We start from the raw sequence: 24,194 nt of genomic DNA, 5'->3' as shown, positions 1-24,194 counted from the left end.
GTAATTTATGTCATCATTTGACTACATCAAGACCGCAATCCGCCAGAAGGGCTGCACGCTGCAGCAGGTGGCGGACGCCAGCGGCATGACCAAAGGCTACCTGAGCCAGCTGCTGAACGCCAAAATCAAAAGCCCCAGCGCGCAGAAGCTGGAAGCGCTGCACCGCTTTCTGGGGCTGGAATTCCCGCGTATGCAAAAGAACATCGGCGTGGTGTTCGGCAAGTTTTACCCGCTCCATACCGGGCATATCTATCTGATCCAGCGCGCCTGTAGCCAGGTTGACGAGCTGCACATCATCATGGGCTACGACGAAACCCGCGATCGTCAGCTGTTTGAAGACAGCGCCATGTCGCAGCAGCCGACCGTGCCGGACCGCCTGCGCTGGCTGCTCCAGACTTTTAAGTATCAGAAAAATATTCGTATTCATGCCTTTAACGAAGAGGGTATGGAGCCGTATCCGCACGGCTGGGACGTGTGGAGCAACGGCATCAAAGCGTTTATGGAAGAGAAGGGCATTGCGCCTAACTGGATCTACACCTCTGAAGAGTCCGACGCGCCGCAGTTCCGCGAGCATCTGGGCATCGAGACGGTGCTGATCGATCCGAAACGCACCTTTATGAACATCAGCGGGGCGCAGATCCGCGAAAACCCGTTCCGCTACTGGGATTACATTCCGACCGAAGTGAAGCCGTTCTTCGTGCGTACGGTAGCTATTCTGGGCGGCGAGTCGAGTGGTAAATCGACGCTGGTCAACAAGCTGGCGAACATCTTCAACACCACCAGCGCGTGGGAGTATGGCCGCGATTATGTCTTCTCGCACCTCGGCGGCGACGAGATGGCACTGCAGTATTCCGACTATGACAAAATTGCGCTCGGACACGCCCAGTACATTGATTTTGCGGTGAAATACGCCAATAAAGTGGCGTTTATCGATACCGACTTCGTCACCACGCAGGCGTTCTGTAAAAAATACGAAGGGCGCGAGCACCCGTTCGTGCAGGCGCTGATTGACGAATACCGCTTTGACCTGGTGATCCTGCTGGAGAACAACACCCCGTGGGTCGCTGACGGCATGCGCAGCCTCGGCAGCTCCGTAGACAGGCGAGAGTTTCAGACCATGCTGGTGGAGATGCTCAACGAAAACAACGTTGAGTTTGTGCATGTGGAAGAGTCGGACTATGACTCCCGCTTCCTGCGCTGCGTCGAGCTGGTGAAGGAGATGATGGGGGAGCAGGGGTAAAAAACTTACCCCTAACCCTCTCCCCACAGGGGAGAGGGGACTTTAACCTCCCTCTCCCTTTGGGAGAGGGCCGGGGTGAGGGCATCAACCCACTCAGAACTCAACCACCACTTTCCCCCGCATATGCCCCTCCAGCACTTTACGGTGCGCCTCGGTAATGCTTTCCACGCTCAGCCCGTGCAGCGTTTCGCTGAGCGAACTTTCCACCACGCCGTTATCCACCAGCTTTGCCACCTCATTGAGGATCTCACCCTGACGCGCCATATCCGCGGTCTGGTACATGCTGCGGGTATACATAAACTCCCAGTGCAGGGCGGCGGATTTGGACTTCAGCTTGTCCTGGTTCAGCGGACGTTCATTCTCAACGATGGAGCAGATATGCCCCTGCGGCGCAATCAGTTCGCTGACCGCATCCCAGTGCCCGTCGGTGTCGTTGAGGATGAAGATGTAATCCACAAAGGTGAGCCCGTGTTTCGCCAGCTCGCCTTTCAGATCGCGGTAGTTGACGACTACGTCAGCCCCGCGATCGCTACACCACTGGGCAGAATCTTCTCGCGAAGCGGTTGCGATGATTTTCACCTTGCTGTTGTGCTTCGCAAATGGGATCGCCAGCGATCCCACGCCGCCCGCGCCGCCGATGATCAGCAGCGATTTATCCGCCCCGGCATCCTGAATGTTCAGCCGTTCAAATAGACCTTCCCACGCGGTGAGAGCGGTTAATGGCAGTGCGGCGGCAGCCGCCCAGCCGAGGCTGGCAGGCTTGTGCCCGACAATGCGCGCATCAATCAGCTGGTGCGTGGTATTGCTGCCCGGGCGGGTGATGTCGCCCGCGTACCACACTTCATCCCCCGGTTTGAATCCGGTCACGCCAGCCCCAACGGCTTTGACGATCCCGCTGGCATCCCAGCCGAGCACGCGCGGCGCGTTCAGCCCGTTTTTAGCAATGCCCGCGTGGACTTTGGTATCGACCGGGTTAATGGAGACGGCCTTCACCTCTACCAGCAGATCGTGCTCGCCGGGCTGCGGCATCGGCGGGGTGATTTCAATGAAGGTGGACGGATTTTCTGGGTTAACGGCAATGGCTTTAACAGACATGGTGTGCTCCTCAATGGCATGCGTTTTGTTGAGGCTAGTCTATTAAGTGGTCAGCTGCATGATAAGATGGACAATCAAGAACTCAGCGTTCGTACAGGATGAACAATCATGTTTAAACAGCTGCAGGATATGGCGCTGTTCGCGCTGGTGGCGGAGATGGGCAGCTTTACCGCGGCGGCCCAGAAAGCCGAACTGCCGAAATCGAGTGTTAGCCAGCGAATTAGCCAGCTGGAGCAGCAGGTGGGGATCCGCTTGCTCAACCGCACCACGCGCAGGATCAGCCTGACGTTTGCGGGTGAGCACTATCTGGTGCACTGTCGCGAGATGCTGGCAGCCAGCGAGCGGGCAGAGTACGCCATTCAGCGCCTGCGCGAAAACCCGAGCGGGCGGCTGCGCATCACCTGTCCGGCGGGGATAGGGGCGACGCTGCTGGCGCATATGAACGCCGAGTTCCAGATTCGCTATCCTGACGTTTCGCTGGATGTGTCGATTTCTGATGACGTGGTGGATCTGGTCGAGGCCGGGTTTGACGTAGCGCTGCGTACCGGTAAGCCGCAGGACTCCTCCCTGATTGGCCGGATGATCGGGCACTGCCCGCGCTACATGCTGGCCTCGCCGGGGTATCTGGCGCGTCGGGAGCCGCTGACGCATCCCCGTCAGCTAGTGGATCACCGCTGCATTACGCACCGGGCGTGGTCGGAGTGGCTTCTGCGAAGCGAGAGCGAGGATTACCGCTACCTGCCGGATAACGTGCACATGACCGATAATCTGGTATACGCCCGCGAGTGTGCGATTGCCGGTGCGGGGATCACGCTCTTACCCGCGTTTCTGCTGGAAGATAAAATTGAAAAAGGTGCTCTGGTTCAGGTGCTGCCGGAGTGGAATGTTGAAGGTAACGATCTGTGGCTGGCCTACCCGAGCCGCAAGCTGAATTCGCCTGCGCTGATGAGCTATATCGACTTTGCGATGCAGTTTGACGAGGTGAAGCGGTATTACGTGGGCAAATAAAAAAGCCGGGTGGCGCTCACGCTTACCCGGCCTACAAACTGTGCGGCCTGATGCCCTCACCCTGGCCCTCTCCCACGGGGAGAGGGTACAAACATAAAAAACGGCAACCGAAGTTGCCGTTTTGCTTTTATTTCGCAATACGCTTGTACTTAATACGCTTCGGCTCCAGCGCGTCGGCGCCCAGCGTGCGTTTCTTGTACTCTTCGTATTCGGTGAAGTTACCTTCGAAGAACTCCACCTTTCCTTCGTCCTGATAGTCCAGGATGTGGGTCGCGATACGGTCCAGGAACCAGCGGTCGTGCGAGATAACCATCGCGCAGCCCGGGAACTCCAGCAGGGCGTTTTCCAGCGCGCGCAGGGTTTCAATGTCCAGGTCGTTTGTTGGTTCATCGAGCAGCAGAACGTTGCCGCCCACCTGCAGCAGCTTCGCCAGGTGCAGACGACCGCGCTCGCCGCCGGACAGTTCGCCCACGCGTTTGCCCTGGTCGGTGCCTTTGAAGTTAAAGCGGCCAACATAGGCGCGGCTTGGCATCTCGGTGTTGCCGATACGCATGATATCCAGACCGCCGGACACTTCTTCCCACACGGTTTTGCTGTTATCCATCGCGTCACGGAACTGGTCAACGGAGGCCAGCTTCACGGTTTCACCCAGGGTGATAGAGCCGCTGTCAGGCTGTTCCTGACCGGACATCATGCGGAACAGTGTCGATTTACCCGCGCCGTTCGGACCGATGATGCCAACGATAGCGCCTTTCGGTACGGAGAAGGTCAGGTCGTCGATCAGCAGACGGTCGCCGTAGGACTTACGCAGGTTGGTAACTTCAACCACTTTATCCCCCAGACGTGCTCCAGGTGGAATAAACAGTTCGTTGGTTTCGTTACGTTTCTGGTATTCGGTATTGTTAAGCTCTTCAAAGCGTGCCAGACGGGCTTTGCCCTTAGACTGACGGCCTTTCGCGCCCTGACGAACCCACTCCAGCTCTTTCTCGATAGACTTACGACGCGCCGCTTCCTGAGAAGCTTCCTGCGCCAGACGCTGATCTTTCTGCTCCAGCCATGAGGAGTAGTTGCCTTCCCACGGAATACCTTCGCCGCGGTCCAGCTCCAGGATCCAGCCAGCGACGTTGTCGAGGAAGTAACGGTCGTGGGTAATCGCCACAACGGTGCCTTCGAAGTCGTGCAGGAAGCGCTCCAGCCACGCCACGGATTCCGCATCCAGGTGGTTAGTCGGTTCGTCGAGAAGCAGCATGTCTGGTTTTTCCAGCAGCAGGCGGCACAGCGCCACGCGGCGGCGTTCACCACCGGAGAGGTTAGCGATTTTCGCATCCCAGTCCGGCAGACGCAGGGCATCAGCCGCGCGCTCCAGCTGCACGTTCAGGTTGTGACCGTCGTGCGCCTGGATGATCTCTTCATACTTGCCCTGCTGCGCGGCCAGTTTGTCGAAGTCCGCATCCGGCTCGGCGTATTTGGCATACACTTCATCCAGACCTTTCAGCGCGTTAACCACTTCGGAAACCGCTTCTTCAACGGATTCGCGAACGGTGTGTTCCGGGTTCAGCTGAGGTTCCTGCGGCAGGTAACCAATCTTGATGCCAGGCTGCGGACGGGCTTCACCTTCGATGTCTGTATCAATCCCGGCCATGATGCGCAGCAGGGTGGACTTACCGGCACCGTTGAGACCCAGAACACCGATTTTTGCGCCCGGGAAGAAGCTCAGCGAGATATTTTTAAGAATATGACGTTTCGGCGGGACAACTTTGCCGACACGATGCATGGTATAAACGAATTGAGCCACGTTGGACTTCGCCTCTTTTATCGTAATGAGAAGGAATTTCAGCCTCGAAGTGTAGCCTTTTTCACGTCCTAATCCCAGCCAGGAACGTCGGGAGTGTTAAAACGCGCAAGAAAGGTAAAAAAGTGTCCATGACGTGGCGCGTTGAAGGATGCCTGGTTAGCATAAGTTAATTAGACTTTGACGTGGCAAGACGCTGCAATTGACGAAAAAACAATGAGGAAGAGCTTGTGGAAAAAGCCAAACGGGTGGTCTGGCGTCTGCTGGCTGCCAGCGTATGCGTAATGGCGGTAAGCCAGGCGGTGCATGCCGATTCACTGGATGAACAACGTAACCGCTACGCCCAGATTAAACAGGCGTGGGACAACAAGCAGATGGATACCGTGCAGGCGCTGATGCCGACGCTAAAGGATTATCCGCTGTATCCGTATCTGGAGTATCGCCAGATAACCGACGATCTGATGAACCAACCCACCGTCACCGTGAATAACTTCATTCAGGCGAACCCAACCCTGCCGCCAGCCCGAAATCTCCAGTCTCGTTTTGTGAATGAGCTGGCGCGTCGCGAGGACTGGCGCGGCCTGCTGGCGTTTAGCCCTGAGAAGCCGAACGCCACCGAAGCCCAGTGTAACTATTACTACGCAAAATGGGCGACCGGCCAGCAGGAAGAGGCCTGGGCCGGAGCGAAAGAGCTCTGGCTGACCGGAAAAAACCAGCCGAACGCCTGTGATTCCCTGTTTAGCGCGTGGCGTGCTTCCGGCAAGCAGGATCCGCTGTCTTACCTTGAGCGCATCCGTCTGGCGATGAAAGCCGGTAACACGCGTCTGGTGACCACGCTGGCGGGGCAGATGCCGTCCGATTACCAGACGATCTCCACGGCGGTTATCTCGCTGGCAAACGATCCGAACAGCGTGCTGACCTTTGCCCGCAGTACGGGCGCGACCGATTTTACCCGCCAGATGGCGGCGGTGGCCTTTGCCAGCGTGGCGCGTGACGATGTCGAAAACGCGCGGCTAATGATCCCGCAGCTGGTGCAGGCACAGCAGCTCAATAAGGAGCAAACCCAGGAGCTGCGCGACATTGTGGCGTGGCGACTGATGGGCACCGATGTGACCGATGAACAGGCGCGCTGGCGTGACGATGCCATTATGCGTTCGAATTCTACGTCGCTGGTGGAACGCCGCGTGCGCATGGCGCTGGGCACGGGCGATCGTCGCGGGCTCAATACCTGGCTCGCGCGTTTGCCAATGGAGGCCAAAGAGAAAGACGAATGGCGCTACTGGCAGGCCGATCTGCTGATGGAGCGCGGCCGTGATGATGAAGCCAAAGAGATCCTCCATACGCTGATGCAGCAGCGCGGGTTTTACCCGATGGCCGCCGCGCAGCGTCTGGGCGAGGAGTACACCTTCCGTATAGATAAAGCGCCTGCTAACGCGAACCCGGCGCTGACGCAGGGGCCAGAAATGGCGCGCGTTCGCGAGCTGATGTACTGGAATATGGATAACACCGCGCGCAGCGAGTGGGCGAATCTGGTGACCAGCCGCACCACCGATGAGAAAGCCCAGCTCGCCCGCTATGCGTTTGATAATCACTGGTGGGATCTCAGCGTGCAGGCGACGATCGCCGGTAAGCTCTGGGATCATCTGGAAGAGCGTTTCCCGCTGGCGTACAAAGATCTTTTCGATCGCTATACCAGCGGCAAAGATATCCCGCAAAGCTACGCGATGGCGATTGCCCGCCAGGAGAGCGCGTGGAACCCGAAAGTCCGCTCCCCGGTGGGCGCCAGCGGCCTGATGCAGATTATGCCGGGCACGGCGACGCACACGGTGAAGATGTTTAATATTCCGGGGTACAGCAGCCCGTCACAGCTCCTGGATCCGGATACCAATATCAACATCGGTACCAGCTATCTCCAGTACGTGTATCAGCAGTTCGGCAATAACCGCATCTTCTCTTCGGCGGCGTATAACGCGGGGCCTGGACGCGTGCGCACCTGGCTCGGCAACAGCGCCGGACGCATCGACGCGGTAGCGTTTGTCGAGAGCATCCCGTTCTCAGAAACGCGCGGCTACGTGAAGAACGTGCTGGCCTATGACGCCTACTATCGCTACTTCATGGGTCAGAAAGATACCCTGATGAGCGATGCCGAGTGGCAGAGACGTTACTGATCGGCGTGGGTTGTGTTATGCTGTACTCGCTAATGAGTACAAGAGGCAGCATAACATGACCCAGCATTCCCCGTATTCCTCGGCAATGGCCGAACAACGTCATCAGGAGTGGCTTCGTTTTGTGGAGCTGCTGCGTCAGTCATACGAGCAGGATTTGCACTTGCCCCTTATGCAGCTGATGCTCACGCCGGACGAGCGTGAGGCGCTGGGCACGCGCGTGCGGATCATTGAAGAGCTGCTGCGCGGCGAGATGAGCCAGCGCGAGCTGAAAAACGAGCTCGGCGCGGGTATCGCAACGATCACCCGCGGCTCGAACAGCCTGAAGTCGGCACCGGTTGAGCTGCGCCAGTGGCTGGAAGCGGTATTGCTGAAAAACGCCGGATGACGGCTACGCCTTATCCGGCCTACAAACTTACCGATAAATCGCGTTATGGAACGGGCTTAACGCCAGAATCACCGCCTGGTGGTAAACGCCAGAACGCGTCAGCGCGCCTGCGGTAAAGACGCCAATCGCCCCTTCTTTACGACCAATCTCATCGATGCCGGTGTACTGCGACATCACCGGCCCGAGCGCTTCACCCGCACGGACTTTTTCCAGAATGATCTCCGGCAGCGGCAGGGTGGCCGAACGCGCTTCACCGCGCTGCTCGCGGCTTTCGATGACCACCCAGCTAAAGGTTGCGCCTTCGTCGATACCTGCTTCAATCGCTACCCAAAAGTCGGCATTCGGGGCCGCGGCCTTAGCGTTTGCCACGCGATTTCGTGCGCCAGCGCGCGTTTCCTCGCTGCCAAACGGCTGTTCAGGAACGCCGCTCTCGACGCCGATGGCCTCAATATGGCAGGATCCTGCGCCGAAGATCTCGTCAAATGCCCTTAGAATTGCCTGAATTTTGGCAGGATTAGTGGTAGCAGAGACAACATGGTGCATAATTAAGCTCGATTCAAAAAAAACTCATCGCAGTATAACGGAAAAAAAGCATGTTACAGGTATACCTTGTTCGCCACGGTGAAACGCAGTGGAACGCCGAGCGACGTATTCAAGGCCAGTCAGACAGTCCTCTCACTGAGAAGGGTGTGCAGCAAGCGTGGCAGGTGGCGGAACGCGCCAGAACGCTGGGCATTACGCACGTTATCACCAGCGATCTTGGTCGCACACAGCAGACGGCGCGCATCATTGCAGATGCCTGCGGCTGTGACGTCATGCTGGAGCCGCGCCTGCGCGAGCTGGATATGGGCGTGCTGGAAAAACGCCATATCGATACGCTGACGGAAGCGGAGGAGGGCTGGCGCCGCACGCTGGTGAACGGTACCGAAGATGGCCGTATTCCTGAAGGCGAATCCATGCAGGAGCTTAGCGTACGCATGCATGCCGCACTGGCGGAATGCCTGAAGCTTCCGGCGGGAAGCCGTCCGCTGCTGGTGAGTCACGGGATTGCGTTGGGTTGCCTGGTGAGCACCATTCTGGGGTTACCGGCTTACGCTGAGCGCCGTTTGCGTCTGCGCAACTGCTCCATTTCCCGAATTGATTATCAGGAAAGCGCGTGGCTGGCGTCGGGCTGGGTAGTGGAGATGGCAGGGGACATTTCGCATCTCGATGCCCCTGCGCTTGACGAACTGCAGCGTTAACGACGTATCGGAATCAAGAATTCCATACGCAGATTGATTGGGCCTTCTTCCGGTTTGGCATCCTGCGCCGGGTAGTAGCGCTCAATGTCCTGACCTTTACGGCGATTCAGATTCAGCATCGGCATGCAGGTTCCGTAAACGGTCAGGATAAATTCCTGAACCCCCGTTCCCAGCCCTTCATAGGCGAACATCACGTATTCGCCGCCTTCCAGCACGACAGGCTTCGAACCCTGAATATACCCATTCGCCATCTCTGGCGTCAGCGCGGTGGTGTAGAACACCTCCTGCTCGTCGTCTTTTTCCTGGCTTGGGTGCGTTTCGTTGAGGCCATACAGGATCGGCGGGATCGCCGGTGCGTGGCTCTGGAAGTCGCGCCAGAACTGGACGCGCATCTGATGACGGAACTCAGAAATCTGCTCCAGTGAACAGGAGTAGCTCTGGGTTGTGCCGATCAGATGGGTTTCCGGCAGCGCGACAATTTCATATTTCGGCATCGCGAACTCACCCAGACGCAGCGGCGGACGCATGCCAAACGAGCTCCAGTCAGGCGAGCGACGATAAAGCGCTGGCGTCAACGAGAACTGTTTTTTAAAGGCGCGGGTGAAGGTCTGCTGTGAATCGAAACGATATTGCAGGGCAATATCCAGAATCGGCCGCGCGGTCAGGCGCAAAGCCACCGCAGATTTTGATAAACGACGTGCGCGAATATAGGCCCCGATAGCATGACCGGTGACATCCTTGAACATCCTTTGCAGATGCCACTTGGAATAGCCTGCTTTAGCCGCCACATTATCAAGTGACAAAGGCTGGTCGAGATGACCTTCCAGCCAGGTGAGCAGGTCGCGAATAATTCCAGCCTGATCCATATACTATCCTCATCCTTAAAACAGCAGGTGCCTGATAACAGGTTAGCGGATAATAGCATTTTTTGATGTTTTAGCATTCAGTGTTTTTTTTGCGCATTCATGCTTTTTAGAGCACATTACAGGCAGATATATTCTAATCCTGTGATCTTGCTACATTTTTGTCTAAAGTGTTGAATAATCGCTCAGTGTAATTTTAAAGAATGGTAACAATATGAAATACAAGACTTTGATCTTCACCGCGCTGATGCTGATGGTCGGACGCGCGGCGCAGGCAGAACAGATTGGCTCCGTCGATACCGTGTTCAAAATGTTTGGCCCAGACCACAAAATTGTGGTGGAGGCGTTTGACGATCCGGACGTGAAAAACGTTACCTGCTACGTCAGCCGCGCGAAAACGGGCGGTATCAAAGGCGGGCTGGGGCTGGCGGAAGATACCTCCGATGCGGCGATTTCCTGTCAGCAGGTGGGGCCGGTTGAGTTGAGCGATAAAATTAAAAACGGCAAAGCGCAGGGCGACGTGGTATTCCAGAAACGGACCTCGCTAGTGTTTAAAAAACTGCAGGTGGTGCGTTTCTATGATGCCAAACGCAACACCCTGGCGTACCTTGCCTACTCTGACAAAGTGGTAGAAGGCTCGCCGAAAAACGCGATCAGCGCGGTGCCGATTATGCCGTGGCATTAATTCAGGGATGAACCATGCAACAACCTGTGGTCTGGCTGGTTGAAGACGAAACCAGTATCGCCGATACGCTGATCTACATGCTTCAGCAGGAAGGATTCGCGGTAAAGGCGTTTGAACGCGGTTTACCCGTGCTGGAGGCGGCGCGGCGGCAGGCTCCGGCGCTCGCCATTCTGGACGTCGGGCTGCCGGACATCAGTGGATTTGAGCTTTGTCGCCAGCTGCTGGCGCAGCATCCCTCACTGCCCGTGCTGTTTCTGACGGCGCGCAGTGATGAGGTAGACAAGCTGCTTGGCCTGGAAATGGGGGCTGATGACTACGTTGCGAAACCTTTCTCCCCTCGTGAAGTCTGCGCCCGGGTGCGGACGATTTTACGGCGCATGCAGAAATCCGCCGCACCATCAGAAACGTTGCGTATCGGGCAGTTTGAACTGAACGAGCCTGCCGCGCGGATTAGCTGGTGCGGGGAAGCACTGCCCCTGACCCGCTACGAATTCTTGCTGCTCAAAACCTTGTTGCAGGCCCCCGGGCGGGTCTTTTCTCGTCAGCAGCTCATGGACAAGGTATGGGGTGAAGACGGCGACAGCTTCGATCGTACCGTGGACACCCACATCAAAACCCTGCGCGCCAAGCTGCGGGCGGTGAACGAGGAACTCTCACCCATCAGCACCCATCGCGGTATGGGCTACAGTCTGGGCCTTTACTGATGCGCATTGGGATGCGGCTATTGCTGGGGTACTTCCTGATCGTGGCCATCGCCGCGTGGTTTGTGCTGTCGATCTTTGTTCAGGAAGTAAAGCCCGGCGTGCGCAGGGCAACCGAGGGCACGTTAATCGATACCGCGACCCTGCTGGCTGAAATCGGGCGTGATGATTTGCTTTCGGGCCATGCGCAGCAGGGTAAACTGGCGCAGGCCTTTTCTCAGCTTCATCAGCGCCCTTTCCGCGCCAATATCGGCGGGATTCATAAAGTGCGTAACGAGTACCACGTCTACATGACCGATGCGCAGGGTCGCGTCGTGTTTGATTCCGCCGGTCTGGCCGTGGGGCAAGATTACTCGCGCTGGAACGACGTCTGGCTGACGCTTCGCGGCGAATACGGCGCGCGCAGTACCCAGAGCCATCCTGACGATCCGGAGAGCACGGTGATGTATGTTGCTGCGCCGGTTGTGGATCAGGGCAAGATTATCGGCGTGCTGTCGGTCGGGAAACCTAACAGCGCGATGGCACCGGTTATCCATCGCAGCGAGCGGCGGATCCTGTGGGCAGGCGGGGCGCTGCTCGGCATTGCCCTGCTGATCGGTCTTCTCGTCGCCTGGTGGATCAATCGTTCTATCAGTACGTTATCGCGCTATGCCGACTCGGTGACCACGGATACGCCTCTCCCGCTGCCTAATCCTGGCAGCAGCGAACTGCACAAGCTGGCCCAGGCGCTGGAGAATATGCGCATTCGCCTGGAAGGGAAAAACTACATTGAACACTATGTCCATGCGCTGACCCACGAGCTGAAAAGCCCCATCGCCGCCATACGCGGCGCGGCGGAAATTCTCTCCGAGCAGCCGCCGCCGCAGGTGGCCGCGCGGTTTATCGATAATATTCTGGTGCAAAACGCGCGCATGCAGTCGCTGGTTGAAAAACTGCTCACCCAGGCGCGGCTTGAAAATCGCGTCGAGATTACGCCTCAGAACGTCCGCGTCGATCTGCTGTTTACGCGTCTTGTCGACGCGCGCTCGGCGCTGCTGGCGGCAAAAGAGATTGGGCTGACCCTCCAGCCCGCTTCGCTTCATGTTGAAGGCGATCCCGACCTGCTCGAGCAGGCGCTCGGTAACTTGCTGGATAACGCTATCGATTTTTCGCCGCAGGGTGGTGCTGTTGAACTGGCGGCCAGGGAAGAGCAGGGGCAGATACAGATTCTCGTCGCCGACAGCGGAAGCGGGATCCCGGATTACGCGCTGGAGCGTATTTTTGAACGCTTCTATTCCCTGCCGCGCGAGAACGGGTTGAAGAGCAGCGGACTCGGGCTGGCGTTTGTCCAGGAGGTGGCGCGTCTGCATCAGGGAGAGATTACATTGCGTAATCGTGATGAAGGCGGCGTGATGGCCACGCTGACGCTTCACCGTCCCTTCACATAACTTCAAACTGACCCCGCACGGCCTGGTTACGCTCTCCTCATCACAAAGGAGACGTAATGATGAAATCCCCCCTGTTCTGGAAAGTAAGCACCCTGCTGGGGTGCATCCTGCTGCTGTTAGTTCCGCTGTTTATGGTCAGTAACCTGATATCAGAGCGGGAGAGCTATCGCAACGATGTCGAAAATACGCTACGCCAGAGTACCAGCGGGCCGCAAAAGCTGGTCGGCCCGATGATTGCGATTCCGATGACGGAGATCTTTTACAAGATAGAGGACGAGAAGAAGGTCGAATACAAGAAAAGCTATATGCATTTCATTCTGCCGGAATCTCTGGTTGTGGAAGGTAACCAGCGCGTGGAGTCCCGCAATATTGGCATCTACGACGGGCAAATCTGGAACACTGACCTGAAGATAAAAGCGCAGTTTAATACCGAAGAGCTGAAGCAGCTGAAAGGGGAAACGATCGCGACAGGGCAGCCGTTTATCGTGACGGGCGTTGGCGATGCGCGGGGTATTGGCACGGTCAGTATCTCTAAAATCAACGGTGAGACGCTAAGCGTGGAACCCGGTTCAGGCGTCTACGGGGCGCTTGCTGGGATCCACATCCCGCTGACCGACAAAGCGCTGGAAGCCAAAACGTTTGCGCTTGAGATGTCCCTCAGCCTGGCAGGAACCGGCAGTTTTGCGGTGGTGCCGGTAGGGCGTAATAGCGAAATGACGCTCAACAGCAACTGGCCGCATCCGGGTTTTATGGGCGATTATCTCCCTGTTAAGCATCAGATAGGTGAGTCTGGTTTCCAGGCGAACTGGCAGAGCAGCTGGTTTGCGAATAACCTTGAGAGCTGGTTCTACGACAAGGAGTCGCCGGAGTGGGAGGCACTCCCGGCCTTTAGCGTCACGGTAGCCACGCCCGCCGATCAGTATCAGCTGACTGACCGTGCGATCAAGTACGCCATTTTGCTGATTGCGCTGACGTTTATGGCCTTCTTCGTCTTCGAAACCTTAACCGGATTACGCCTTCACCCGATGCAGTATCTGCTGGTGGGGCTGTCGCTGGTCCTGTTCTATCTGGTGCTGCTGGCGCTGTCTGAACACGTCGGTTTTACGCCAGCCTGGGTTGTTGCAAGCCTGGTTGGCGCAGCGATGAACGGAATGTACCTGCAGGCCGTGCTGAAAAGCTGGAAGCGCAGCGGGCTGTTTGTGCTGGCGCTGCTCGGGCTGGATGTTGTGATGTGGTTCCTGCTGCGATCGGAGGACAGCGCGCTGCTGCTGGGGTCAGCGGTTCTCGCGCTGGCGCTTTTCGCCGTGATGTACCTGACCCGGCATTTCGACTGGTACTCGCTCTCTCAGCCGAAGCGACCTGAGCCACCCGCAGCACCGGATGACGATACGATGCGGATCTGGAAATAAAAAAAAACGGCGCAAATGCGCCGTTTTTTAATGCGTTAACTGCGGGATTACTCCTGCAGATCGCCACAGAAACGATACCCTTCGCCGTGGATCGTGGCGATGATTTCCGGCGTATCTGGCGTAGATTCGAAATGCTTACGAATACGACGAATGGTCACGTCTACGGTACGGTCGTGCGGTTTCAGCTCACGGCCGGTCATTTTCTTCAGCAGCTCTGCACGGGACTGAATTTTGCCCGGGTTTTCGCAGAAGTGCAGCATCGCGCGGAATTCACTGCGCGGCAGTTTATACTGCTCACCGTTCGGGCTAATCAGCGAACGGCTATTGATATCAAGTTCCCAGCCGTTGAATTTGTAGCTGTCTACGCTACGACGCTCTTCGCTGACCGTACCCAGGTTCATGGTGCGGGACAGCAGGTTGCGTGCACGAATGGTTAACTCGCGAGGATTGAACGGCTTGGTGATGTAGTCATCCGCACCGATTTCCAGGCCAAGAATTTTATCAACTTCGTTATCACGGCCCGTCAGGAACATTAACGCGACGTTCGCCTGCTCGCGCAGTTCGCGCGCCAGAAGAAGACCGTTTTTGCCCGGCAGGTTAATATCCATGATCACCAGGTTGATATCATTTTCAGAAAGGATCTGATGCATCTCTGCGCCATCGGTCGCTTCAAAGACATCGTAGCCTTCTGCTTCGAAAATGCTCTTTAACGTGTTGCGTGTTACCAACTCGTCTTCAACGATAAGAATGTGCGGGGTCTGCATGTTTGCTACCTAAATTGCCAACTAAATCGAAACAGGAAGTACAAAAGTCCCTGACCTGCCTGATGCATGTCGCAAATTAACATGATCGGCTTAACGTGACTAAAGTACGTAATTGCGTTCTTGATGCACTTTCCATCAACGTCAACAACATCATTAGCTTGGTCTTGGGTACTTTCCCTTTGGACCCGACAGTGTCAAAAACGGCTGTCATCCTAACCATTTTAACAGCAACATAACAGGCTAAGTGACACCAGACACCCAATAAAACTACGCTTCGTTGACATATATCAAGTTCAATTGTAGCACGTTAACAGTTTGATGAAATCATCGTAGCGGAATGCTAGCCTTTGTCACAATTTTTCAATAAACCAACTAGTTGCGGACATTGATTTATAAACGAAGCGAATCCAATCAGAATAGGGTATTCATGTTGCTATTATCATTATAAAACATAGGGATAATAGTGTTCTGTTAACATTCTAACTGATTGTTCAGACAAGGAATAGTTTAGCGTTTTTAATTTATTATGAAACGCTATTTCGGTGATTTGTGTTGCAATTTTGTAAATTCGTGCTGCGTAATATGTTGAAGTGCATCACATTTTTACCCGCTAACTGATTAAAAAGAGAGCATAAATGCATCTGTCGATTGTACTGGTTGCCCCAGCCAGAGCCGAAAATATAGGCGCTGCCGCGCGTGCCATGAAGACTATGGGGTTCACCGATTTACGTATCGTGGACAGCACTGCCCACCTGGAGCCTGCGGCGCGTTGGGTTGCGCACGGATCGGGCGATATCCTAGATAATATAACCACTTACGCTACGCTTGCTGATGCGCTGCACGACATTTCGTTTACCGTCGCGACCACCGCGCGCAGCCGTGCGAAGTTCCATTACTATGCCACGCCAGCGGAGCTGGTGCCGATGCTGAGCGAGAAAAGCCAGTGGCTGGAGAAGGCCGCGCTGGTGTTTGGTCGCGAGGATTCCGGATTAACCAACGAAGAGCTGGAGCTGGCGGACGTTCTTACCGGTGCGCCGATGGTCGCCGATTACCCCTCCCTGAATTTAGGCCAGTCGGTCATGGTCTACTGCTATCAATTAGCCTCCCTAATACAAATCCCCCAACCTCCGGCAGAAGGGGCAAATGAAAATCAGCTGGCTGCGCTGCGCGCTCGCGTTGAGCACCTCTTGTCTCTGCTGGGGGTAGCGGACGATCAGAAAATGGCTGACTGGCTGCAGCAGCGTTTGGGCCGTCTTGAGCAGCGTGACACCGCAATGCTGCACCGTTTGCTGCACGATATTGAAAAAAAATTGGCGGAGTAAAATCCTGTCATAAGTTTTTAATATGGCGAATAAGTCTGTCCTGATGGGTTGCATCTGGGCGAATCGGATGAAAATAAATCTGCAAACAGCGGGAGGTGAGAGTCTCCCGAATTGTGATCAAATTAAAAATTCGTTGACTTAAGGTGCCCGATCCTTTAACCCTAAAAGAATACAGGACAGACAGATAATAATGACAGAGTACACAACATCCATGAAACGCATCAGCATCACCACCATTACTACAACCATCATCATTACCACAGGTAACGATGCGGGCTGACGCGTACAGGAAAAACAAAAAAAAGCCCGCACCTAGACAGTGCGGGCTTTTTTTTCGGCTAAAGGAAACGAGGTAGAACCATGCGAGTGTTGAAGTTCGGCGGTACATCAGTGGCAAATGCAGAACGTTTTCTGCGTGTTGCCGATATCCTGGAAAGCAACGCCAGGCAGGGGCAGGTTGCTACCGTGCTCTCTGCCCCGGCAAAAATCACGAACCATCTGGTGGCGATGATTGAAAAAACCATCGGTGGCCAGGATGCACTCCCGAACATCAGCGACGCAGAACGTATCTTCGCTGACTTGCTGCAAGGGCTGGCAGAGGCGCTGCCTGGCTTCCCGCACGCTCAGCTGAAGTCCTTCGTTGAGCAGGAATTCGCGCAAATCAAACATGTCCTGCACGGCATCAGCCTTCTCGGACAGTGCCCGGACGGCGTCAACGCGGCGCTGATCTGCCGGGGCGAAAAACTCTCTATCGCTATCATGGCCGGCGTGCTGGAAGCGCGCGGCCATAGCGTGACCGTAATCGATCCGGTTGAAAAACTGCTGGCGGTGGGCCACTACCTCGAATCCACCGTTGATATTGCCGAATCAACCCGCCGTATCGCCGCCAGCAAAATTCCTTCTGACCATATGATCCTGATGGCAGGCTTCACCGCCGGTAACGAGAAGGGCGAGCTGGTGGTGCTGGGCCGTAACGGCTCCGATTACTCCGCCGCCGTGCTGGCCGCCTGTTTACGCGCTGACTGTTGTGAGATATGGACTGACGTCGACGGCGTTTATACCTGCGACCCGCGCCAGGTACCCGATGCCAGACTGCTGAAGTCGATGTCGTACCAGGAGGCGATGGAGCTTTCCTACTTCGGCGCCAAAGTGCTTCACCCGCGTACCATCTCCCCGATTGCCCAGTTCCAGATCCCTTGCCTGATTAAAAACACCGGTAACCCGCAGGCGCCGGGTACGCTGATTGGCGCGAGTACCGATGAGGACGGTTTGCCGGTCAAAGGCATCTCCAACCTCAACAACATGGCGATGTTCAGCGTCTCCGGTCCGGGGATGAAGGGGATGGTCGGCATGGCGGCGCGCGTCTTTGCTGCTATGTCCCGCAACGGTATCTCGGTGGTGCTGATTACCCAGTCTTCTTCCGAATACAGCATCAGCTTCTGCGTGCCGCAGGCCGACTGCCTGCGCGCCCGCCGCGCGCTGGAGGAAGAGTTCTATCTGGAGCTGAAAGAAGAGCTGCTGGAGCCGCTCGCCATTCAGGAACGCCTGGCGATCATCTCCGTGGTCGGCGACGGCATGCGCACGCTGCGCGGTATCTCCGCCAAGTTCTTTGCCGCGCTGGCGCGTGCCAATATCAATATCGTGGCGATTGCCCAGGGCTCGTCAGAGCGTTCAATTTCTGTTGTCGTGGACAACGATGACGCCACCACCGGCGTACGCGTGGTTCACCAGATGCTGTTCAACACCGATCAGGTTATCGAGCTGTTCCTGATTGGCGTCGGCGGGGTGGGCGGCGCGCTGCTGGAGCAGGTGAAGCGTCAGCAGGAGTGGCTGAAGAAGAAACATATCGATCTGCGCGTCTGCGGGATTGCCAACTCCAGAGCGCTACTCACCAACGTTCATGGCCTTAACCTTGAAAACTGGCAGGCCGAGATGAACGAGGCGAAAGAGCCGTTCAACCTGGGCCGCCTGATCCGCCTGGTGAAAGAGTACCATCTGCTTAACCCGGTGATCGTCGACTGTACCTCTAACCAGGCGGTGGCCGACCAGTACGCCGACTTCCTGCGCGAAGGTTTCCACGTGGTGACGCCGAACAAAAAGGCCAACACCTCGTCGATGGATTACTATCACCAGCTGCGTCTGGCGGCGAGCAAGTCGCGCCGCAAGTTCCTGTACGACACCAACGTGGGCGCGGGGCTGCCGGTTATCGAGAACCTGCAAAACCTGCTCAACGCGGGCGACGAACTGCAGCGTTTCTCCGGCATTCTCTCCGGCTCGCTGTCGTTTATCTTCGGCAAGCTGGATGAAGGGATGAGCCTGTCGGAAGCCACCCGCGCCGCGCGCGAGCTGGGCTATACCGAGCCGGACCCGCGTGACGACCTTTCCGGTATGGACGTGGCGCGTAAGTTATTGATCCTCGCCCGTGAAACGGGCCGTGAGCTTGAGCTTTCCGATATCGTGATTGAACCCGTGCTGCCGGCAGAATTTGACAGCAGCGGTGATGTCGCTGCATTTATGGCAAATTTGCCGCAGCTTGACGATGCTTTTGCCGCTCGCGTTGCGAAAGCCCGTGATGAAGGTAAGGTATTGCGCTATGTTGGCAACATTGAAGAAGATGGCGTGTGCCGGGTGAAGATTGCCGAAGTGGATGGCAACGACCCGCTGTACAAAGTCAAAAACGGCGAAAACGCCCTCGCGTTTTACAGCCACTATTATCAGCCACTGCCGCTGGTGCTTCGCGGCTATGGCGCAGGGAACGATGTTACGGCGGCGGGTGTGTTTGCCGATCTGCTGCGTACCCTGTCATGGAAGTTAGGAGTTTAACATGGTCAAAGTTTATGCCCCGGCTTCCAGCGCGAATATGAGCGTCGGATTTGACGTGCTGGGTGCGGCGGTGACGCCGGTGGATGGTTCGCTGCTGGGCGATACGGTTACGGTGGAAGCGGCAGACAGCTTCAGCCTGAATAACGTGGGCCGCTTCGCCAGCAAACTGCCGTCCGACCCGCGCGAGAATATCGTCTATCAGTGCTGGGAACGCTTCTGTCAGGAGATCGGCAAAAACGTGCCGGTCGCCATGACGCTGGAAAAAAGCATGCCGATTGGCTCGGGACTGGGTTCCAGCGCCTGTTCGGTGGTCGCCGCGCTGGTGGCGATGAACGAGCACTGCGGCAAGCCGCTGAACAACAACCGCCTGCTGGGATTGATGGGCGAGCTGGAAGGGCGCATCTCCGGCAGCATTCACTATGACAACGTGGCGCCGTGCTTCCTTGGCGGCATGCAGCTGATGATCGAAGAAAATGGCATCATCAGCCAGCAGGTGCCAGGGTTTGATGAGTGGCTGTGGGTGCTGGCCTATCCGGGCATTAAGGTCTCTACCGCGGAAGCGCGTGCGATCCTGCCTGCGCAGTATCGTCGTCAGGACTGTATCGCCCACGGGCGTCATCTGGCGGGCTTTATTCATGCCTGCTACACCCGTCAGCCGCAGCTGGCGGCGAAGCTGATGAAGGACGTCATTGCCGAGCCGTACCGCACGAAGCTGTTGCCTGGCTTTAACGAGGCGCGACAGGCATCGATGGATATCGGCGCGCAGGCGTGCGGCATCTCCGGCTCCGGCCCGACGCTGTTCGCCCTGTGCGACAAGCCTGACACCGCGCAGCGCGTGGCGGACTGGCTCTCTAAACACTACCTGCAAAATCAGGAAGGCTTTGTTCATATTTGCCGTCTGGACACGGCTGGCGCACGAGTACTGGGATAATTAATGAAACTCTATAACCTTAAAGATCATAACGAGCAGGTCAGCTTCGCGCAGGCGGTAACTCAGGGGCTGGGCAAAAACCAGGGGCTGTTCTTCCCGCATGACCTGCCGGAATTCCAGCTGACCGACATCGACGAGCTGCTGAAACAGGACTTCGTCACCCGCAGCACCAAAATTCTGTCTGCGTTTATCGGCGACGAAATTCCGCAGGAGCTGCTGGAAGAGCGCGTGCGTGCGGCGTTCGCTTTCCCGGCGCCGGTGAAGCAGGTTGAGCCTGACGTTGGCTGCCTGGAGCTGTTCCACGGCCCGACTCTGGCGTTTAAAGACTTCGGCGGCCGCTTTATGGCCCAGATGCTGACCCACATCAGCGGCGACAAACCGGTGACCATTCTGACCGCGACCTCCGGGGATACCGGTGCGGCGGTGGCGCATGCGTTCTACGGCCTGAAAAACGTCCGCGTGGTGATCCTCTATCCGAAAGGCAAAATCAGCCCGCTGCAGGAAAAACTGTTCTGTACGCTCGGCGGCAACATTGAAACCGTGGCGATCGACGGCGATTTCGATGCTTGCCAGGCGCTGGTCAAGCAGGCCTTCGACGACGAAGAGCTGAAGGTGGCCCTGGGTCTGAACTCCGCCAACTCCATCAACATCAGCCGTCTGCTGGCGCAGATCTGCTACTACTTCGAAGCGGTGGCGCAGCTGCCGCAGGAAGCGCGCAACCAGCTGGTGATCTCCGTGCCGAGCGGTAACTTCGGTGACCTGACGGCGGGTCTGCTGGCGAAATCCCTGGGTCTGCCGGTGAAACGCTTTATCGCCGCGACCAACGCCAACGACACCGTGCCGCGCTTCCTGAAAGACGGGAAGTGGGCGCCGAACGCCACGCAGGCGACGCTCTCCAACGCGATGGATGTGTCACAGCCGAACAACTGGCCGCGTGTGGAAGAGCTGTTCCGCCGTAAGATCTGGCGTCTGGGCGATCTGGGCTACGCTGCAGTGACGGATGAAACCACCAAAGAGACGATGCGCGAGATGAAAGCGGTGGGGTATACCTCTGAACCGCACGCGGCGATTGCCTACCGCGCGCTGCGCGACCAGCTTAACCCGGGTGAATATGGCCTGTTCCTGGGCACCGCGCATCCGGCAAAGTTCAAAGAGAGCGTAGAAGCGATCCTGGGCGAAACGCTGCCGCTGCCGAAAGAGCTGGCCGAGCGCGCCGACCTGCCGCTGCTGTCACATGAGCTACCCGCAGATTTTGCCGCGCTGCGTAAGCTGATGATGACGCGTGCGTGAATGTGTTGCCCGGTGGCGGCTACGCCTTACCGGGCCTACAACGACCACGATGACCTAATCGTAGGCCGGGTAAGGCGAAGCCGCCACCCGGCTTTTTTATGGAGAAATTAAGGAGGAAAAAAGCAGGAAAAAAGCAGAAATTCCCAATAAATGCGGTCACTTAGCGTTTAGGATTGCAGAGAATAACATCCCCCGTTCCCCTCGCGTACTCTCCTTACATCGGCCCACGTTGGGCAAGAAGAATAAGGAGTCACCTGTGTCTACACTGAAACCTGCACTCATCGCGCTTTCACTGGTGCTGGCCGCCCCCATGGCGGTTCAGGCATCTGAAATTACTCTCGTACCTGCGGTAAAACTGCAGATTGGCGACCAGGATAACAACGGGCATTACTGGGACGGCGGCCGCTGGCGCGACCATGACTGGTGGAAGGCGCATTATGACTGGCGTGATAACCACTGGCGTCCACATGATGAGCATCGTAAACACGACGATCGTCACGATGACCATCACCACGATGACCACCGCGACGATCGCGGCCCGGACTGGAAACACCATTAATGCAAAACCCCGCCAGCTGGCGGGGTTTGTTTTTACTGCTCGTGGCGCTTAAACACCAGCTCGCCTTTCCCCGACGACGACTCGTCAAAGAAATAGCCTTCGCTGTTAAAGGCGGTCAGCTGCTCCGGCTTCGTCAGGCGGTTCTGGATGATGTAGCGGCTCATCAGGCCGCGCGCTTTCTTGGCGTAAAAGCTGATCACCTTGAACTTGCCGTTTTTCTCGTCGAGGAATACCGGCTTGATAATCTCCGCATCCAGCTTTTTCGGCTTCACCGACTTGTAGTATTCATCGGATGCCAGGTTTATCACCACGTTATCGCCCTGGGCATGCAGCGCCGCGTTCAGTTTGTCGGTAATGATATCGCCCCAGAAATGGTACAGATCTTTGCCTTTGGCATTTTCCAGGCGAATCCCCATCTCCAGACGATACGGCTGCATCAGATCCAGCGGGCGCAGTATGCCATACAGGCCCGACAGCATGCGCAGATGCTGCTGGGCAAAATCGAAATCGGCTTCGCTAAAATCTTCCGCCTGCAGGCCGGTGTAGACATCACCTTTAAACGCCAGAATTGCCTGGCGAGCGTTCGCCGGGGTGAAATCCGGGTGCCACTCGTGAAAGCGGGTCGCGTTAAGATCGGCCAGCTTGTCGCTGATGCTCATCAGCGAGGCGATTTGCGGCGCAGAGAGCCTACGCGCTTCGCGGATCAGCTGTTGCGAGTAGTCCAGCAGTTCAGGCTGGGTATAGCGCTCGGTGGCGAGCGGGCTCTGGTAGTCGAGCGTTTTTGCAGGTGAAATCAGAATCAGCATATCCAGTCCTTGCAGGAAATTTAGAGCGACTTTAGCAAAAAATCGCCCTGAATTGATCGATAGCTGTTATTGCCGCGGCAAATCATCCCACGTGCCTGGGGCAAGCTGCGCCTTAACGTCGGGATAGCGGGCGGGATCAAATACCGGCGGAACGCCGAGTTTGCGCTGACGCAGATAGTCTCTGGCAATCAGGGTCACAACGGGTGAGAGCAGCAGGATAGCAGTGAGGTTCGTGATCGCCATTAGCGCCATAATGATATCGGCCAGCTGCCAGACCAGCGGCATACTGAGGAAGGAGCCAGCGATGATCATCAGTATAACCGCGAGACGCAGGGTTCCGATTGCGGCGCGGGAGTCGAGCTTCAGGAAAATAAGGTTATTTTCGGCGTAGAGGTAATTCACCACAATCGAACTGAAGGCAAACAACACCAGAATGAGCGAGACAAACCCTGCTCCCCAGCCGCCTGTCAGGTTCACCAGCGCCTGCTGGAGAAGCTGTATCCCGGCGGTACCAGAAGAATGCGGGACGGGGCCTGCCAGCAGCAAAATCATGGCGCTGGCGGAGCAGATAATAATGGTATCGGTAAAGACGCCAATCATCTGCACAATGCCCTGTGCGGCCGGGTGCGGCGGCCAGGAAGAGGCGGCAGCGGCCGCGTTGGGGGTTGACCCCATTCCGGCTTCATTGGAGAACATGCCCCGCTGAAAACCCGCCATCAGCGCCTGGCTAAAGGTGTAGCCCAGCGCCCCGGAGGCCACTTCGCGCCAGCCAAACGCGCTTTTGACGATGGTCGCAATCACGCCCGGCACCTGGTCGATATGCAGTGCGGCGACGAACAGGCTCGCGGCAACCCAAAGCAGCGCCATAACGGGAACCAGCCACTGCATCAGGCGGGCGATGCCCCTGAGACCGGCTGAAATGGTGAGCAAAACGACGAGGGCTAACACGATACCGGCGATCCACTCCGGGCAGGAGAAGGCATAGCGCAGGGCATTGGCGACAGAATTTGCTTGGACGGTATTAAAAATAAGGCCGTACGCGAGCAATAAAAAAAGCGAGAACAGAACGCCCATCCAGCGCATCCCTAAGCCACGCGCCATGTACCAGGCAGGACCGCCGCGAAACTGGCCGTTTTTATCTTTCTCTTTATAAAGCTGGGCGAGCGAACTTTCGGCGAAGGAGGTGGCCATCCCGAGTAGTGCCGTCACCCACATCCAGAAGACCGCGCCTGGCCCACCGGCGCTGATGGCCAACGCAACGCCCGCCAGATTTCCGCTGCCGAGACGTGCAGCCAGGCTGGTACAGAGTGCCTGGAACGACGTTAATCCGCCCGGCTGGGGCGTAACGCTGTTTTTCAGACTTCTGCCAAACTTGCGAATATAACGAAACTGGATAAACCCACTGCGTAGCGTGAACCAAATACCTGCTCCCAGAAGCAGGTAAATCATTATCGAACCCCACAGGACTTCGTTAATAAAGAAAAAGAAATCAGGCATTAACGTCCCTCTTGTTGATGCCAATGTGAATATGTAAGCGCTACCACTGATTGGGCATGCTGTTGCTTAGCAGCCTGTTAATCTTCCCAGTTTACCATACTCTGCCTAAGCGCACTGTCTGCGGTTGCGCTACCCCTCCGTCGTGTTATCATCAGGGCAGACCGGTTACATCCCCCTAACAAGTAAAC

The 24,194-nt window shown here is 56.7% G+C and carries 23 protein-coding genes and 1 other annotated feature; of the genes, 16 read left to right on the top strand and 7 right to left on the bottom strand.

From position 1 onward, the window contains the following. Nucleotides 1–7 precede the first annotated feature (7 nt). Nucleotides 8–1,240, top strand: a complete 1,233-nt coding sequence (gene nadR / locus ACJ69_RS13990) for a multifunctional transcriptional regulator/nicotinamide-nucleotide adenylyltransferase/ribosylnicotinamide kinase NadR (RefSeq protein WP_015572616.1) — start codon at nucleotides 8–10, stop codon at nucleotides 1,238–1,240. A gap of 93 nt (nucleotides 1,241–1,333) precedes the next feature. Here the strand turns inward: nadR and ACJ69_RS13985 are convergent, their stop codons facing one another. Next, complete coding sequence (locus tag ACJ69_RS13985) at nucleotides 1,334–2,335, bottom strand: zinc-binding alcohol dehydrogenase family protein (RefSeq protein WP_054829508.1); 1,002 nt, start codon at nucleotides 2,333–2,335, stop codon at nucleotides 1,334–1,336. A gap of 108 nt (nucleotides 2,336–2,443) precedes the next feature. Between ACJ69_RS13985 and ACJ69_RS13980 the strand changes: the two genes are divergently transcribed. Further along, nucleotides 2,444–3,343, top strand: coding sequence for a LysR family transcriptional regulator (locus ACJ69_RS13980; protein WP_054829509.1), 900 nt, complete (start codon nucleotides 2,444–2,446; stop codon nucleotides 3,341–3,343). 127 nt (nucleotides 3,344–3,470) lie between these two features. Here ACJ69_RS13980 and ettA read toward each other — a convergent pair whose 3' ends face one another. Continuing rightward, entirely contained in the window at nucleotides 3,471–5,138 is a 1,668-nt protein-coding gene (gene ettA, locus ACJ69_RS13975) for an energy-dependent translational throttle protein EttA (protein WP_006810191.1), read from the bottom strand. 227 nt (nucleotides 5,139–5,365) lie between these two features. Here ettA and sltY point away from each other — a divergent pair, with 227 nt between their 5' ends. Continuing rightward, nucleotides 5,366–7,303, top strand: a complete 1,938-nt coding sequence (gene sltY, locus ACJ69_RS13970; RefSeq protein WP_059347200.1) for a murein transglycosylase — start codon at nucleotides 5,366–5,368, stop codon at nucleotides 7,301–7,303. 55 nt (nucleotides 7,304–7,358) lie between these two features. After that, complete coding sequence (gene trpR, locus ACJ69_RS13965; RefSeq protein WP_010427104.1) at nucleotides 7,359–7,688, top strand: trp operon repressor; 330 nt, start codon at nucleotides 7,359–7,361, stop codon at nucleotides 7,686–7,688. A 27-nt stretch (nucleotides 7,689–7,715) separates the two neighbouring features. Here trpR and yjjX read toward each other — a convergent pair whose 3' ends face one another. Then, nucleotides 7,716–8,231 carry an inosine/xanthosine triphosphatase gene (gene yjjX / locus ACJ69_RS13960; RefSeq protein WP_023334447.1) on the bottom strand — a complete coding sequence of 172 codons (516 nt, stop codon included), beginning with the start codon at nucleotides 8,229–8,231 and terminating at the stop codon, nucleotides 7,716–7,718. Between the two features lie 50 nt (nucleotides 8,232–8,281). Between yjjX and gpmB the strand changes: the two genes are divergently transcribed. Continuing rightward, nucleotides 8,282–8,929 (top strand): 2,3-diphosphoglycerate-dependent phosphoglycerate mutase GpmB, encoded by a 648-nt coding sequence (gene gpmB, locus ACJ69_RS13955; RefSeq protein ID WP_023310332.1) that lies wholly within the window; start codon nucleotides 8,282–8,284, stop codon nucleotides 8,927–8,929. Here the strand turns inward: gpmB and robA are convergent. Continuing rightward, complete coding sequence (gene robA, locus ACJ69_RS13950) at nucleotides 8,926–9,795, bottom strand: MDR efflux pump AcrAB transcriptional activator RobA (RefSeq protein ID WP_059347199.1); 870 nt, start codon at nucleotides 9,793–9,795, stop codon at nucleotides 8,926–8,928. The two genes, gpmB and robA, sit on opposite strands and share 4 nt — an antisense overlap. Nucleotides 9,796–10,006: 211 nt before the next feature. Here robA and creA point away from each other — a divergent pair, with 211 nt between their 5' ends. Genes creA through creD form a run of 4 tightly spaced genes read left to right on the top strand, consistent with a single transcriptional unit; the run spans nucleotide 10,007 to nucleotide 14,014 of the window. Then, complete coding sequence (gene creA, locus ACJ69_RS13945) at nucleotides 10,007–10,477, top strand: protein CreA (RefSeq protein WP_032642647.1); 471 nt, start codon at nucleotides 10,007–10,009, stop codon at nucleotides 10,475–10,477. Nucleotides 10,478–10,491: 14 nt separating this feature from the next. Next, nucleotides 10,492–11,181 (top strand): two-component system response regulator CreB, encoded by a 690-nt coding sequence (gene creB / locus ACJ69_RS13940; protein ID WP_059347198.1) that lies wholly within the window; start codon nucleotides 10,492–10,494, stop codon nucleotides 11,179–11,181. Further along, nucleotides 11,181–12,605, top strand: a complete 1,425-nt coding sequence (gene creC, locus ACJ69_RS13935; RefSeq protein ID WP_059347197.1) for a two-component system sensor histidine kinase CreC — start codon at nucleotides 11,181–11,183, stop codon at nucleotides 12,603–12,605. The genes creB and creC overlap by 1 nt, the downstream gene beginning before the upstream one ends. A gap of 56 nt (nucleotides 12,606–12,661) precedes the next feature. After that, nucleotides 12,662–14,014 (top strand): cell envelope integrity protein CreD, encoded by a 1,353-nt coding sequence (gene creD, locus ACJ69_RS13930; RefSeq protein WP_059347196.1) that lies wholly within the window; start codon nucleotides 12,662–12,664, stop codon nucleotides 14,012–14,014. Between the two features lie 47 nt (nucleotides 14,015–14,061). Here the strand turns inward: creD and arcA are convergent, their stop codons facing one another. Continuing rightward, nucleotides 14,062–14,778, bottom strand: a complete 717-nt coding sequence (gene arcA, locus ACJ69_RS13925) for a two-component system response regulator ArcA (protein WP_003856501.1) — start codon at nucleotides 14,776–14,778, stop codon at nucleotides 14,062–14,064. A gap of 95 nt (nucleotides 14,779–14,873) precedes the next feature. Between arcA and yjjY the strand changes: the two genes are divergently transcribed. From yjjY to ACJ69_RS13900, 7 genes are all read left to right on the top strand, one after another. Next, complete coding sequence (gene yjjY, locus ACJ69_RS25320) at nucleotides 14,874–15,014, top strand: YjjY family protein (protein ID WP_085928893.1); 141 nt, start codon at nucleotides 14,874–14,876, stop codon at nucleotides 15,012–15,014. Between the two features lie 399 nt (nucleotides 15,015–15,413). Next, nucleotides 15,414–16,100 carry a tRNA/rRNA methyltransferase gene (locus ACJ69_RS13920; RefSeq protein WP_054829510.1) on the top strand — a complete coding sequence of 229 codons (687 nt, stop codon included), beginning with the start codon at nucleotides 15,414–15,416 and terminating at the stop codon, nucleotides 16,098–16,100. A 211-nt stretch (nucleotides 16,101–16,311) separates the two neighbouring features. Beyond that, the gene (gene thrL / locus ACJ69_RS24265) at nucleotides 16,312–16,380 is read left to right on the top strand and encodes a thr operon leader peptide (protein WP_015572623.1); all 69 of its coding nucleotides are present in this window, start codon (nucleotides 16,312–16,314) and stop codon (nucleotides 16,378–16,380) included. Next, nucleotides 16,319–16,436: a sequence feature (Thr leader region), on the top strand. Its footprint overlaps the gene before it by 62 nt. 24 nt (nucleotides 16,437–16,460) lie before the next feature. Next, a complete protein-coding gene (gene thrA, locus ACJ69_RS13915) occupies nucleotides 16,461–18,923 on the top strand; it encodes a bifunctional aspartate kinase/homoserine dehydrogenase I (protein WP_029740856.1) in 2,463 nt (820 codons plus the stop codon). Between the two features lies 1 nt (nucleotide 18,924). Beyond that, nucleotides 18,925–19,854: a homoserine kinase gene (gene thrB, locus ACJ69_RS13910; protein ID WP_023310337.1), complete on the top strand. Its 930-nt coding sequence runs from the start codon at nucleotides 18,925–18,927 to the stop codon at nucleotides 19,852–19,854. 3 nt (nucleotides 19,855–19,857) lie between these two features. After that, entirely contained in the window at nucleotides 19,858–21,144 is a 1,287-nt protein-coding gene (gene thrC, locus ACJ69_RS13905) for a threonine synthase (protein WP_029740857.1), read from the top strand. A 256-nt stretch (nucleotides 21,145–21,400) separates the two neighbouring features. Continuing rightward, nucleotides 21,401–21,703, top strand: coding sequence for a DUF2502 domain-containing protein (locus ACJ69_RS13900; protein WP_023310339.1), 303 nt, complete (start codon nucleotides 21,401–21,403; stop codon nucleotides 21,701–21,703). A 32-nt stretch (nucleotides 21,704–21,735) separates the two neighbouring features. Here ACJ69_RS13900 and yaaA read toward each other — a convergent pair whose 3' ends face one another. Continuing rightward, a complete protein-coding gene (gene yaaA / locus ACJ69_RS13895; protein WP_054829511.1) occupies nucleotides 21,736–22,509 on the bottom strand; it encodes a peroxide stress protein YaaA in 774 nt (257 codons plus the stop codon). A 66-nt stretch (nucleotides 22,510–22,575) separates the two neighbouring features. Further along, on the bottom strand, nucleotides 22,576–24,006 hold the full coding sequence (locus ACJ69_RS13890; protein WP_029740860.1) for an alanine/glycine:cation symporter family protein: 1,431 nt from the start codon (nucleotides 24,004–24,006) through the stop codon (nucleotides 22,576–22,578). Between the last annotated feature and the right edge of the window lie 188 nt (nucleotides 24,007–24,194).

The sequence above is a fragment of the Enterobacter asburiae genome, from assembly GCF_001521715.1.
Taxonomy (GTDB): domain Bacteria; phylum Pseudomonadota; class Gammaproteobacteria; order Enterobacterales; family Enterobacteriaceae; genus Enterobacter; species Enterobacter asburiae.
This window is presented reverse-complemented; position numbering and strand designations above follow the sequence as displayed.